General features: G+C 65.8%; 12 protein-coding genes. 6 read left to right on the forward strand and 6 right to left on the reverse strand.

From position 1 onward, the window contains the following. Positions 1-126 precede the first annotated feature (126 nt). Complete coding sequence (locus B2W55_RS07620; RefSeq protein ID WP_024584439.1) at positions 127-1356, reverse strand: DUF1501 domain-containing protein; 1230 nt, start codon at positions 1354-1356, stop codon at positions 127-129. Beyond that, positions 1353-2921: a DUF1800 domain-containing protein gene (locus tag B2W55_RS07625; protein ID WP_024584440.1), complete on the reverse strand. Its 1569-nt coding sequence runs from the start codon at positions 2919-2921 to the stop codon at positions 1353-1355. Before B2W55_RS07625 ends, B2W55_RS07620 begins: the two co-directional genes overlap by 4 nt. A gap of 322 nt (positions 2922-3243) precedes the next feature. On the opposite strand from B2W55_RS07625, the gene B2W55_RS07630 reads away from it, so the two are divergent. Further along, complete coding sequence (locus tag B2W55_RS07630) at positions 3244-3900, forward strand: HAD family hydrolase (RefSeq protein ID WP_029880062.1); 657 nt, start codon at positions 3244-3246, stop codon at positions 3898-3900. A gap of 75 nt (positions 3901-3975) precedes the next feature. On the opposite strand, the gene B2W55_RS07635 is transcribed toward B2W55_RS07630, so the two are convergent. Both B2W55_RS07635 and B2W55_RS07640 read right to left on the reverse strand, forming a co-directional pair. Beyond that, positions 3976-5133 carry a peptidase M15 gene (locus tag B2W55_RS07635; RefSeq protein ID WP_244442316.1) on the reverse strand — a complete coding sequence of 386 codons (1158 nt, stop codon included), beginning with the start codon at positions 5131-5133 and terminating at the stop codon, positions 3976-3978. 97 nt (positions 5134-5230) lie between these two features. Further along, positions 5231-5875: a TetR/AcrR family transcriptional regulator gene (locus B2W55_RS07640; protein ID WP_024584443.1), complete on the reverse strand. Its 645-nt coding sequence runs from the start codon at positions 5873-5875 to the stop codon at positions 5231-5233. Between the two features lie 87 nt (positions 5876-5962). Here B2W55_RS07640 and B2W55_RS07645 point away from each other — a divergent pair, with 87 nt between their 5' ends. Then, complete coding sequence (locus B2W55_RS07645; protein WP_024584444.1) at positions 5963-6754, forward strand: crotonase/enoyl-CoA hydratase family protein; 792 nt, start codon at positions 5963-5965, stop codon at positions 6752-6754. A 114-nt stretch (positions 6755-6868) separates the two neighbouring features. Here the strand turns inward: B2W55_RS07645 and B2W55_RS07650 are convergent, their stop codons facing one another. After that, a complete protein-coding gene (locus tag B2W55_RS07650; RefSeq protein WP_024584445.1) occupies positions 6869-7576 on the reverse strand; it encodes a glutathione S-transferase N-terminal domain-containing protein in 708 nt (235 codons plus the stop codon). A gap of 224 nt (positions 7577-7800) precedes the next feature. Between B2W55_RS07650 and B2W55_RS07655 the strand changes: the two genes are divergently transcribed. Further along, positions 7801-8916 carry an MBL fold metallo-hydrolase gene (locus B2W55_RS07655; RefSeq protein ID WP_024584446.1) on the forward strand — a complete coding sequence of 372 codons (1116 nt, stop codon included), beginning with the start codon at positions 7801-7803 and terminating at the stop codon, positions 8914-8916. Further along, positions 8913-9545 carry an SCO family protein gene (locus B2W55_RS07660; RefSeq protein WP_029880065.1) on the forward strand — a complete coding sequence of 211 codons (633 nt, stop codon included), beginning with the start codon at positions 8913-8915 and terminating at the stop codon, positions 9543-9545. Before B2W55_RS07655 ends, B2W55_RS07660 begins: the two co-directional genes overlap by 4 nt. Before the next feature lie 72 nt (positions 9546-9617). Here B2W55_RS07660 and B2W55_RS07665 read toward each other — a convergent pair whose 3' ends face one another. Further along, entirely contained in the window at positions 9618-9851 is a 234-nt protein-coding gene (locus B2W55_RS07665; protein ID WP_024584448.1) for a hypothetical protein, read from the reverse strand. Between the two features lie 277 nt (positions 9852-10128). Here B2W55_RS07665 and B2W55_RS07670 point away from each other — a divergent pair, with 277 nt between their 5' ends. Then, on the forward strand, positions 10129-11043 hold the full coding sequence (locus B2W55_RS07670) for a LysR substrate-binding domain-containing protein (RefSeq protein ID WP_024584449.1): 915 nt from the start codon (positions 10129-10131) through the stop codon (positions 11041-11043). Positions 11044-11105: 62 nt separating this feature from the next. Further along, positions 11106-12461 carry a metallophosphoesterase family protein gene (locus tag B2W55_RS07675; protein ID WP_043855069.1) on the forward strand — a complete coding sequence of 452 codons (1356 nt, stop codon included), beginning with the start codon at positions 11106-11108 and terminating at the stop codon, positions 12459-12461. Positions 12462-12470: the final 9 nt, after the last annotated feature.

The raw sequence follows: 12470 nt of genomic DNA on the forward strand, positions 1-12470 counted from the left end.
CTCAGGGGACCCATAACCACAAGTGTGCAGTTATGGCGCGCTGTGGCTCCAGCGTTTTCCAACAATCGAGTTTGGTGGCAATGGGTCCCGGCCTTCGCCGGGACGACGCCGTGGTTGTGGCGAGCGCTAGACCACCAGCCCCTTCATCGGCTTCGCCGGCGCGCTGTCCGGAAACACCGTGTCGGCCAGCACGCGCTCGCCGAGGCCGAACTGGTCGTGCAGCACGCCCTTGATCACGGCGCGCAGGTCGGTGGTCGCGGCGAGATCGCGGGCCTGGTAGAGATTGGCCGGCTTCAGACCGGGCCAGTCGGTGATCATGCGGCCGCCATTCACCGCGCCACCGGCGAGCAGCGCGATGGTTCCGGTGCCGTGGTCGGTGCCCTCGGTGCCGTTGATCCGCGCGGTGCGGCCGAATTCGGTGGCCACCACGATCACGGTATCGCGCCAGCGCGCGCCGAGGCCGCTCTGGAATTCCGCCAGCGCGCCGTCGAGACCGCCGAGCAGTTGCGCCAACCGGCCGACCGGCCCGCCCTCATTGGCATGGGTATCCCAGCCGTCGAAGGCCAGCGCGCCGATCCGTGGACCGTCGTCCGCCGCCATCAGCTTGGCGGCGCCGCGCGCCACCAGCCGCATTGCCGCCGCGCCACCACCACCGGGCTTCGGCTTCATCTCGTCGCCCTGTGCCTGCTTCTCGAGTTGCAAGCCTTGCGTCAGCGCACTGGCCAGCGCCGGATCGCGGTGCTGGTAGAGATCGAGCAGCCGCATCGCGGTGTCGTCCGCGGCCTGCGGCAACGCGGTCGGCGCCCAGCCAACGGTCGGCGCGGCGCCGCGCAGCACCAGCGGCGTGGTCGGGCCGACCGCAAGCGCGCTCATCACCCGCTCGCCCTTCGGCAACGCCTCCAGCGCACGGCTGAGCCAGCCGGACTGCACGCGGCCGGGACCGGGGAAGCCGCTCTCCAGCACGTCCTGGCCATCGAAATGCGAACGGTCGCGATACGAGGTCGCCACCGCATGCACCACCGCGGCCTGTTTGGCGCGATACATCCGCGCGAATTCCGGCATCGCCGGATGCAGGCCGAAGAACTGATCCAGCATCAACGCCGCGTTCGGCCCATCGGGCCGCAGCGCGATCGCGCCATGCAGGCTGGCATAGTCGGGATCGCCGACCGGCGCGACCGTCGCCAGACCGTCGAGCGCGCCGCGCAGGATGATGGTGACGAAGCGCGGATCGCGGCCATCGGCCGCGCGCGCGAATTTCGGCAAATACGCCCAGGCGGCAAACGAGGCACCGCCGAGCAGCAGCGTCCGCCGCGACGTCGCCTGCATCATCAGGCTCTCGGAGCAATCCATCGTCATCTCCTCTGGAATTCCGGCGACATCAACAGCAGCGCCAACGCCTGTTGCTTCGTCTCCGCGCGCTCGATGGTGCGCCGCGTCTCAGGCGAGGCGGCATCCGCCGCAATCAGCTCGAGCAGGTCGCGCGGATCGAACTTGTCGGCGAGCTGGGAGGCGACCTGCGCCGAGATGTCGAGCCTGAGCTTGAGGCCTTCAGGCGCTGCCCAGGCCGCGGCGGTATCCGGAAAGCCGTTCGGTCCGGCTGGCGACCACAGCGGCTGGCCGAGCACATTGAGGCCGTTGAGATAGCGCCCCGGGTCCTCGGGATTGCGCGCCAGCAGGCGGCCGGACGCGACCAGGAAGTCGTACGGCGAGCGCATTTTGGTCAGCGGCGCCTGCCACGCCTCGTTGGCCCCAACGAGTGCCGTGGTGAACGCCCTGAGATCACCGTCGGTCTTGGTAAAGGTCTCTTGCAGCTTCGCCACCAGCGCCGGCGGCGGATCGTCGGCGACGAAATGGCGTGCGAACTTGGTCGCGATGAATTTCGCGGTCGAGGGATGCCGCGCGATGTCCGACAGCACCGCCTCGCCCTGCGCGATGCCGGCCTGCGCATAGGTCTTGCCCAGCACCTGCTGGGCGCCGGGCTCATGCGCGTTGGCATTGAACACGAAGCTGCCGGGCGCGCCGAGCTGGCCCTGCCGTCCGGCGAAGGTCCAGCCGGTGATGACCCGCGCGAACGACGTCACGTCGCCCTGGGTGTAGCCGCCGTCGACGCCCAGCGTATGCAGCTCCATGATCTCGCGGGCGAGGTTCTCGTTGAGGCCGCGGTGGCGGTTGATGCCGGCGCGCGAGTCCGGGCCGAGCGATTGCTGGTTGTCGAGGAAGAACAGCATCGCCGGATGCTGCTCGACCGCCTTCAGCATGTCCGAGAAGCGGCCGAGCACGTGCGGACGGATCGCCTCGCGCTCGAATGAGCCGGCCCACATCCGCGCCAGCGCGCCCTTGTTGGCCGAGATGCAGAAATGGTTGGACCAGAACGCCACGAGCCGTTCGACGAATCCGCAATCGGCGACCACACCGCGTTGCAGCCGCGCCAGCGCCTCGGCACGGTACGTCTTCTGGATGATGTTGAGCGGCTGCGCCGGCGGCTTCGGTGGATTAACCGATGACTGCATCGTGGTGGACGGCGTCATCGCCGCGTTGGCGCCATCCGCCGCCTGCGCCTGCATCGCCGGATCCTTGCCGGCGATTTCCTTGGCGGCCGACGACAATGACAGGTTACGCCGCTGCTGCGGCGTGGCGTCCGCGCCTTGCGGCGGCGTCTCGCTCGCGCCCTGCTGCGCCGCCTTCGCGGCATCGCGCGCCTGCTTGATCTCGAACTGATAGTCGAACACCTGCTTGCCGAGTTCCGGCGTCGAGAGCAGGCCGGGCACTTCGAGCAGCGCCCCGTTCGGACGCGCCAGTTCCGCCAGCACGAAACCGCGCGGATCGGATGCAGCGTTGATGAAATCGCCGGCCGCCCCGCCGCGGGCGCCGAATCCGAACCGGTTGAGCGCAATCAGCGCCGCTTGCGAATCACGGGCCATCAGAATTCCCTTAACGGCCGATCCCGGCTATATCAGTTACGCGGCATCATAGCGCGGTCCGGGATGAACCCGAGATTAATTCGTGCATTAAATCGCGGTTAGAATGGACCTCTCGTCGAACGATCGTTCTGAACAAGCTTCGCCGCGCCGGCTTGCCTGCACGGCGTGCGGCAGCGAATTCTCCTGCTCGCTGACGGGATCGTGCTGGTGTTCCGACGAGAGCTTCCGTCTGCCGATGCCGGGCGATGGCAGCGACTGCCTGTGCCCGGCTTGCTTGCGGAAACTTGCGCAACAGCAAGCAGCGGCGAACGCACGCTGGACCGTGGACGCCATCCTGCTCGACATGGACGGCACGCTGCTCGACACCGAGAAGGTCTACTTCGAGAGCCTCGTCGCGGCGCTCAATGCATGCGGCTACACTGACGGCGTCGTCGCGCTGTGCCATGCCATGGTCGGGCTTCCCGGCCCGGTCTGCGAGGCGATGCTGCGCGAGCATTATGGCCCCGCGCTTCCGCTCGACGACATCAATCGGGCCTTCATCGAACATCGCGATCGGATGATGGACGCGGGCCTGCCGCTCAAGCCCGGCACGCTCGCCCTGCTCGATGCCATCGCCGCGGCGAAACGCCCGATGGCGATCGTCACTTCGTCGTCGCGCCGCTCCGCCGAACGCAACCTCACGCTTGCCGGCATCCGCGATCGCTTCGAGACACTGCTGACGCTCGACGACGTGACGCACGGCAAGCCGGATCCGGCACTCTATCTCAAGGCCGCCGCGCAACTCGGTGTGCGGCCTGCGGCCTGCATCGCGGTCGAGGACTCCAACCACGGCGTCGCCGCCGCGCACACCGCCGGCGCGATCACCCTGATGGTGCCGGACATCGCACCGCCAACGGAAGAGACGCGCGCGAAATGCGCAGCCGTGCTGCCCGACCTCAACGCGGTGCTGGCGTTGTTGCAGCAGCGCGGCGCGCTCTAAGCGTCATTGCGAGCCCTTCGGGTAACACGCTGGCGGGTTACGCCGGAGCCGTCATCAGCCGACAATTTGCGCAGTTCAGATCGTTCGCACCTTCGATGACTTCGCGGTCTTTGCGCGTTTCGCCGCGGCGTGACTATCGCGCGCCGCATGGCGGCTGCGCGTCTTCGCGTCCAGCGCCGCCTGTGGTGTCGTGCCGCCACCGCGGTGAGCGGCATATTCCTTGCCATCGATCGGCGCCAGATGGGGCGGGTCGAAATTGAGGTAGGGGCGCGCGACGCCAAACTCCCTGCCGTGCGCGTCGACCCATTTCCAGAGCCTCTCCGACGATTTCCAACGGTCGTCGCGTGTCGCGCCGTCGACGCTGACGATGTCGGCCGCGAGCCCATGGCCGTAGCCGCCACGGAAGCTGCCGCCGTGATACGACTTGTTGCTGGCCGCCTTCAGCCCGCTTGCAATCGACTGGCGGTAGTCATCCCGGAAGGCGCTGGTGATACCGGGCGAAAGGCCGGCCTGTTCCGCCGCGAGAAGCACATGAAAGAGCTTCAGCTTGAAGCTCCGATCGACGCCTCCCATGACGTAGTCCATCATCGGCATGCCGGCTCTTTCCGCTGCCTGGGTATCCTTCCAGGCGAAATCCTCATCGACAAGCCTGGTGAAGGTTCTGGTGACCGTCACCATCTTCTTCTTTCTCTTGACCGTCACCTGCCTCTGCTCTGGCACCTTGATGGTGTCTTCCTTGGGCGTCCTTTGATAGAGCGCCCACAGATAGCGATCGATGCAGGCGTTGACGTCCCAGCACTCGTCGAGGATTTCGACGGAGTCCACCGCCGGCCTGGCCACGCGAGGCTCCGGATCCGGCGTGTCCGCTGCCGGAGCCGGCAGAGATTGGATGTCCAGCGGCAGTGCCGGATCGGTCAACCCGGCCCGGACGACAGGTTCCGTCTCGTGCACGATCGGCACAGCATGGGCCGTCGCCACCGCTTCCCGTTCGCTCATGGTCGGTGCATGAGGGCCGTCGACGGCAGCGTTCGATGTGGCAGTTGCTGGTGATGTCGCTGATACCGCATCGGCGACGACTGTAGGTGCGCGGGAATCATCAACTGATGCACTGGTGACCGACGCACCGACCTTCTCGATGCCAGCCGCACCGGACGTCGCAACCCACGAAACAATACAGCCCGACAGAACCACCGTCCCGCTTAACGCTGCCGCCCGCACCCGCCGCGAATTCATTATCCCAGCCTCCACGGGCCCTTCTGGAGCCAGATTGCAAGCATGTGACGATGCGGATTGTCTGCTCACGGCGTGGTCGCGCAATGGCAAAAGAAGGTTAACGCCCCTTCTTTCCGAACGATGTTGCCCGAACGCAACTCGTACCCGCCCCCCGTTTCCGGCCCGGCTTCGCCAGCGCCGTCTCTATCAGCGTCCGCGCGGCCTCGCCGGCCGTCTCCATGTAGCTGGCGTCGCGATGCAGCAGCACGACGGCGAACGAACCGTCCAGCAGCAGCAGGATCTGTCGCGCCAGCTTGAGCGGATCGGCGATCTCCTGCTCGGCGAAGGTCGCGCGCAGCCAGTCCTCGAACTTCTTCTTGTGCGCGGCGCCGATCCTGATCGCGGGATGGCCGGGCATGTTGGCGAGCTCGGCCGAGGTGCGCAGGAAGCCGCAGCCCTTCCACTTCGGATGCCGCGCCGAGCGCGCGAGGTTCCTGAAGATCGCCTCGACCTTTGCGGACAAACCGCCCTCGGCCTCCGCGAACCATTTTCGGAACAGCGCGAGGTTCGGCTGGTCGCGCGCGACGAGATAGGCGGCGACCAGGTCGTCCTTGCTCTTGAAGTGGTAATACAGCGTGCGCTTGGTGAGGCCGGCCTTGGCCGCGACCTCGTCGACGCTGACACGGCGGATGCCTTCATTGTAGAACAGCGCGCTCGCCGCCTGGACGATACGCTCGCGGGTCGGCTCGGAGGGTCTCGGCATACAGCGTATGTATACTGACCAGTGAATATACACAATTCGCGACAGCGCCTACATTCGGCATCGCCCCAGCAATGCCGGAGACAGCCCATGTCCGACCCCATCCTGCTCGACATCGACGACGGGATCGCCCTGATCACGCTGAACCGTCCCGCGCAGCTCAATGCGCTGAGCTACGTGCTGATCGACCGGCTGATGACGGCGCTCGACCGCATCGAGGGCGATGCCGCGGTGCGCGCCGTGATCCTGACCGGCGCCGGCGAGCGCGCCTTCTCGGCGGGCGCCGACATCAAGGAATTCTCGGAAAGCGTCAAGCAAGGCGCCGCCGTCGCGGTGCGCGATTTCGTCCGCCGCGGACAAGCCATGACGGCACGGCTCGAAGCGTTCAGGAAGCCGGTCATCGCCGCGGTCAACGGGCTCGCCTTCGGCGGCGGCTGCGAGATCACTGAAGCCGTGCATCTTGCCGTCGCCAGCGACCGCGCGCTGTTCGCCAAACCCGAGATCAAGCTCGGCATGCCCCCGACTTTCGGCGGCACGCAGCGGCTGCCGCGGCTCGCCGGCCGCAAGCGCGCGCTGGAATTGCTGCTGGCAGGCGATCCCTTCCCACCCGAGCATGCGCGCGAGATCGGGCTGGTCAACCAGATCGTGCCGCACGATCAATTGCTGAATGCCGCGCGCGAGCTCGCCGGCCGTATCACCAGGCACTCGCCGGGCAGCGTCGCCAGCACCATCACCGCGGTGACGCGCGGGCTCAACATGCCGATCGCCGAGGGACTGCTGGTCGAGAGCGAGCAATTCGCCGCGCTGGTGCCGAGCCGCGATCTTGCCGAGGGGTTGGCGGCGTGGAAGGAGCGGCGGCCGGCGAAGTATGTCGGGGCGTAAGGCACACTCGTTCCGCGTCCGTCATTGCGAGGAGCGAAGCGACGAAGCAATCCATTGCTCCGCATCTGCGGTTCGATGGATTGCTTCGCTTCGCTCGCAATGACGCGGAGAGTCTTACCGCACCACTGCCGCCGTCTGCCCGAACAGCAGTTTCCGTTCTTCCTCGGTGCGGATCGCGGGCTGGCCGAAATTCGGATTGACCTCCTTGGCCTTGGCATAGGCGCGCTCGGTCGCCGGGCGCTTGCCGATGGTCTCCAGCCAGCGCTTCAGATGCGGGAAATCGTCGATCTCCTGGCCCTGGTTCTTGTACGGCACGACCCAGGGATAGCTCGCCATGTCGGCGATCGAATAGGCGCCGGCGATGAACTCGCGGTCGGCGAGGCGCTTGTTGAGCACGCCGTAGAGCCGGTTGGTCTCGTTGACATAACGATCGATCGCGTAAGGCAGCTTCTCGACCGCATAGTTGCGGAAATGATGGTTCTGCCCGGCCATCGGCCCGAGCCCGCCCATTTGCCAGAACGTCCACTGGATCGCGTCATAACGTCCGTAGAGATCCTCGGGCAGGAATTGCCCGGTCTTCTCGGCGAGATAGAGCAGGATCGCGCCGGATTCGAACAAGGAGACCGGCTTGCCGCCGCCCTTCGGCGCGTGGTCGACGATCGCCGGAATGCGGTTGTTCGGCGCGACCTGCAGGAAGTCCGGCTTGAACTGATCGCCCTTGCCGATGTTCACCGGGAAAATCTTGTACTCCAGTCCCGTCTCCTCGAGGAACATCGTGATCTTGTGACCGTTCGGCGTGGACCAGTAGTGGAGGTCGATCATGGGCGTGATCCTGCATTGCTGGAGATGAAATGACGTGCATCGGCAAGAAAGATGCGGATGCATGGAGTTGGACGCAAACCCGCGCCCAAGTCAATGGCGTGCGCATTGCACCGCGCGCGAATGTGATCTGCGACCGACGCAAGCGCGCGATTGAGCCGCGCCCCGATTGCTCATAGGCTTGGCCGGGATTGCGTTGGACGATTTTCAGAACATGGGGCATTGCAATGACACGGGATTTGGCACGACGAGATTTCCTCAAGGGTTCGGCGGCCTTCGCCGGCGCCGCGGCTGCGGGCGCATTCTCCTGCGTCGAGATCGCGAGCGCCGCGCCGATCGAGGTGCCGACCGTCGACAAGCTCTCGATCCGGGTGCTGGTCGATTCAAGCTTCGACCTGTTCCTGCGGCCGAAGCAGGCGCACGGCGTCTCGATTGCGCCGGCGGCGCGCGGCACCGACTTCCGCAAATCGCTGCACAATGAATGGGGCCTGTCGCTGTGGCTGGAATCGGAGGCCAAGGGCGCCCAGCGCACGCTGATGCTGGACTATGGCTACACGCCCGAAGTCCTGATCAACAACATGGAGCTTACCGGCGTCGATCCGTCGAAGCTCGACGCCCTGATCGTGAGCCACGGGCACTACGACCATTTCGGCGGCCTCAACGGCTTCCTCGATAAATTCCGCGACAGGCTGCCCGCCGACGTCAAACTCTATGCCGGCGGCGAGGACAATTTCTGCCATCGCGTCAATCCGACCTCGACCAAGGGCCAGTTCACCGATTTCGGCACGCTGGACCGCCGCCAGCTCGCTGCGCAGCGCGTCACCACGGTGCTGTGCGAGACGCCGACCGTGATCGCCGGCCACGCGTTCACGACCGGCAGGATCACCCGCCGCAGCATCGAGCGCGTGCTGCCGCAGACCTGGGTCGAGTTCGGCATCAAGGACGGGCTCGGCTGCAACGCCAGCCACTATTTGCCGGCCGAGATGGAAGGCAAGATCGTGCCCGACGAGCACATCCATGAACACGCGACCTGCTTCAACGTGCGGGATTTCGGCCTGGTCGTGATCTCGTCCTGCGGCCATGTCGGCATCGTCAATTCGGTGAAGCAGGCGCAGGAGGTCTCGGGCATCCAGAAGGTGCACGCGATCGTCGGCGGCTTCCATCTCGGGCCGGCGCCGAAGGACTACCTCACCGAGGTGGTGGCCGAGATCAAGAAGCTCGATCCCGACGTGCTGATCCCGATGCATTGCTCCGGGCTCAACTTCGTGCAGGAAGCGACCGCGCAGATGGGCGACAAGGTGCTGGTCACGACCACCGGCAGCCGCCTTTCCTTCGGCATATGATCCGGCCGATCCTGCGCGGGATCGCATGCGCCGGCGCCGGCCTCTGGCTGACGCTGGCGCCGGCACTCGCCGGCGATGCGCCGCAGCAATCGGCGCGCTCGGCCGCCGAGATCATGGACATCCTGATGTGGAATCGCGAGCCGGTCGGCGGACCGTTCGCACTGACCGATCAGGCCGGCCATCAGCGCACCGACAAGGAGTTTCGCGGCAGGCTGATGCTGGTCTATTTCGGCTTCACCTATTGCCCCGACGTCTGCCCGACCGATTTGCAGGCGATCGGGCTGGCGCTCGACAAGCTCGGCCGCGACGGCGATCAAGTGCAGCCGATCTTCATCACGGTCGATCCCGAGCGCGACACCGCCGCGCATCTCGCCGACTACGTGCCGCTGTTCCACCCGCGGCTGCTCGGGCTGACCGGCAGCGCCGATGCGATCCGCAAGGTCGCCGACGCCTACAAGGTCTATTACGCCAGGGTGCCGCAGGACGCTGGCGACTACACCGTCGATCACACCGCCTACATCTACCTGATGGATCGCGACGGCAATTATCTCGGCTTCTTCCCGCCGGGCACCTCGGCCGATCGCATGGTCGAAATCATCCGGCCGAGGCTCGCCGAGCCGGGACGCTGACAAGGTCGTCGACTATCGCTGCATGGGAGGTCCATCTCTCCCCTTGTGGAAGAGGTGAGGAACGCGGTGCCCTCAATGCATCCGCCCATGGGCGCGCAGAAACGTCTCGCCGGTTGCCGTCACCGTCACCCGCATACCCTCGACCGAGGGACGGCGCGCGACGTAGCCGCGGTCGACCGCGTCCTCCCAGATCGTCAGCCGCGGGCATGAAGTGCGCCAGACCTCGAGCACGTCAGCATAAGGCCGCGGTTCGCGCGCGACCCATTCCACGAGGTCGAGCACCAGGGCGTCTGTAGTCTCGGTCATCTGGTCCTCTCCGGTAATTCCGCTCCGACTTCCCCTTCTCCCCGCTTGCGGGGCGAAGGTCGGGATGAGGGGGAGTCTCAGCAAGGGAGGTTGCAGTGAGACTCGCGGAGGCTCCCCCTCACCCGGCGCTTCGCGCCGACCTCTCCCCGCAAGCGGGGCGAGGTGACACACCATCGCGCTCGGATTTGATACAAGCCGTCACCGCCATTTCTGCGCCGCTTGGCCTCGACAGGCAAACTGAGTTATCTTGCCCTTGCATCAGCTTTCCTGAGGGTTCATGCGGCGCCTGCTCTTTCTCAACGGCATCAAGGCATTCGAGGCCGCGGCGCGCACCGGCAGCTTCGCGGCGGCGGGCCACGAGCTCAACGTCTCCGCCGCCGCGATCAGCCGGATGGTGCACCTGCTGGAGGAACGGCTCGGCGTCGCGCTGTTCGAGCGCAAGGCCAACCGCCTCGTCACCACGCCTGCCGGCCGCGCCTATCAAGGCGGCCTAACCCCGATCTTCGACGCGCTGGCGAGCCTCACCGCGCAGGTCACGGCGTCGGCAAGCACACGCGTCCTGACCGTCGGCGTCGGCCCGACCTTCGCGATGAAGTGGATGATCCCGCATCTCGCCGAGTTCCGCAAAGCCGAGCCCGACATCGAGGTCCGGATCACGACCGGCGGCATGGCTGTGCCGTTCGCCGACGACTGGAGCTGCGGCATCCAGCTCGGCGACGGCGAATGGCCGGGCCTGGTCGCCGAACCGCTGTTCGCCGCCGACCTGATGCCAGTGTGCACGGCGCGGCTCGCCAACGGCTTGAAGCGCCCCGCCGACCTGAAGGGACCAAGCCTGATCCGCGTCGCGCATTCGCCCGATGACTGGCCGTCCTGGCTGAAGGCCGCCGGCGTGCCGCGGCTGACCGCGCGCGGGCCGGAATTCCAGTTCTACGGCCAGGCGCTACAGGCCGCGAGCGACGGGCTCGGCATCGCGATGGGGATCCGGCCGTACATCGACGACGATCTCGCCGCCGGCCGGCTGGTGGCGCCGTTTGCGCTCAGCGTGCCGAAGGGCATGCGCTGGTATCTGGTCTATCGCGGCTTCCACGCCGAGCAGCGCGATTTCGCCGCGTTCCGGCGCTGGATCATCCGCGCTGCGACGGAACCGGCGATGCAGCGACACAACACGTCACATTCAAAGGTATTGAGATGACACCAATTCTCTCTTAGGTTGAATGACTTCCATTCCAGTCATTTCATCACGGAGAGATTGCCATGGCACGGTCCCCCCAAACCAGGTTGAGCCAGCCGTTGTTCCAGGAGCCGACCTTCGGCGAAAACGGCCCCTCGCACGATCCGACCGCATTTTCAGTTTCGCACCCCAGCGACAGCGCGATCTACAAGCAGATCGGCGATCTCGCGAAGAAGAAGGTGGTTGCGGTTCCGCCGTCCCGCCAGGCGCCGCAGGACATCTACAGTCTTGCGTCGGCCTATGGGGGGCTCGGACCACAGGTCATCGATCAGATCAACAAGGCCAAGAGCATTTCATTCCACGCTTTCGGCGATTCCGGCGCCTCGAATGCGCGTAAATATTTCAACGAGTTGCGCGTCGCGGATCAGGTCACGCTCGACAGCGCGTCGGCCCGCGGCCAGCATGAGCCGGCGGCCTTTCTGTTTCACCTCGGCGACGTCGTCTACAATTTCGGCGAGGCGGCCTATTATTACGACCAGTTCTATGAGCCGTTCCGCAACTACCCGGCCCCGATCTTCGCCATCCCCGGCAATCACGACTCGTTCATCGTGCCGGGCACCAAGCCGGACGCGGTACCGCTGACCACGTTCCAGCGCAATTTCTGCTCGCCTGCGACCGTCATCACGCCGGAGGCCGGTTCGCTGCACCGGACCGCGATGACCCAGCCCGGCGTCTACTTCACGCTGGATGCGCCGTTCGTGCGGATCATCGGATTGTTCAGCAACGCGCTGGAGGACCCCGGCGTGATCTCTAACCTCAGCAAGAAATGGCCTGACGTCTCCAACATCCAGATCGATTTCCTGCGCGCGCAGCTCAATCGCATCAAGCAGGAGAAGTACGCAGGCGCCGTCATCATCGCGATGCACCACCCGCCATTCAGCTACTCACCCAAGTCGAAGAGCGACGGGACCGGCGGCAATCACGGTTGCAGCACCGAAATGTGGGCGGAGATCGATACGATCTGCCACGAGGTCGGGGTCTATCCCCACGCCGTGCTGTCCGGCCACGCCCACAACTACCAGCGCTACACGCGCCTGATGGCGTTCGACAAGTTCAAGGAGATCGGCGTGCCCTTCATCGTCTGCGGCGACGGCGGCCACAACGTCAATCCGCTGGTCATGCCGCGTCGTGGCGAGCCGGCCCAGGAGCCCAATGCCGGCTCCGACGTCACCTATCTGGAGGGCCCCAAGCCGGTCGCCAAGGTCCACAAGCTGATCCTCGCCAAATACGACGACCACAATTACGGCTACCTGCGCATCGACGTCGACAAGCAATATCTCAAGATCGGCTTCCACCAGGTCGGTGTTCGGTCGCTGGCGCAATCGCGCTTCGACATGGTCACCGTTCGCCTCGCCGACCGGCATCTGGTGGCGAACTGATCAGCGGCG

The organism is Bradyrhizobium sp. UBA2491, assembly GCF_002341725.1.
GTDB lineage: Bacteria > Pseudomonadota > Alphaproteobacteria > Rhizobiales > Xanthobacteraceae > Bradyrhizobium.

What these genes read in the sequence shown, in the direction of transcription:
- B2W55_RS07620 (WP_024584439.1), bottom strand. Translation starts at nt 1,356, where the DNA reads ATGACGATGGATTGCTCCGAGAGCCTGATGATGCAGGCGACGTCGCGG.
- B2W55_RS07625 (WP_024584440.1), bottom strand. Translation starts at nt 2,921, where the DNA reads ATGGCCCGTGATTCGCAAGCGGCGCTGATTGCGCTCAACCGGTTCGGA.
- B2W55_RS07635 (WP_244442316.1), bottom strand. Translation starts at nt 5,133, where the DNA reads ATGAATTCGCGGCGGGTGCGGGCGGCAGCGTTAAGCGGGACGGTGGTT.
- B2W55_RS07640 (WP_024584443.1), bottom strand. Translation starts at nt 5,875, where the DNA reads ATGCCGAGACCCTCCGAGCCGACCCGCGAGCGTATCGTCCAGGCGGCG.
- B2W55_RS07645 (WP_024584444.1), top strand. Translation starts at nt 5,963, where the DNA reads ATGTCCGACCCCATCCTGCTCGACATCGACGACGGGATCGCCCTGATC.
- B2W55_RS07650 (WP_024584445.1), bottom strand. Translation starts at nt 7,576, where the DNA reads ATGATCGACCTCCACTACTGGTCCACGCCGAACGGTCACAAGATCACG.
- B2W55_RS07655 (WP_024584446.1), top strand. Translation starts at nt 7,801, where the DNA reads ATGACACGGGATTTGGCACGACGAGATTTCCTCAAGGGTTCGGCGGCC.
- B2W55_RS07660 (WP_029880065.1), top strand. Translation starts at nt 8,913, where the DNA reads ATGATCCGGCCGATCCTGCGCGGGATCGCATGCGCCGGCGCCGGCCTC.
- B2W55_RS07665 (WP_024584448.1), bottom strand. Translation starts at nt 9,851, where the DNA reads ATGACCGAGACTACAGACGCCCTGGTGCTCGACCTCGTGGAATGGGTC.
- B2W55_RS07670 (WP_024584449.1), top strand. Translation starts at nt 10,129, where the DNA reads ATGCGGCGCCTGCTCTTTCTCAACGGCATCAAGGCATTCGAGGCCGCG.
- B2W55_RS07675 (WP_043855069.1), top strand. Translation starts at nt 11,106, where the DNA reads ATGGCACGGTCCCCCCAAACCAGGTTGAGCCAGCCGTTGTTCCAGGAG.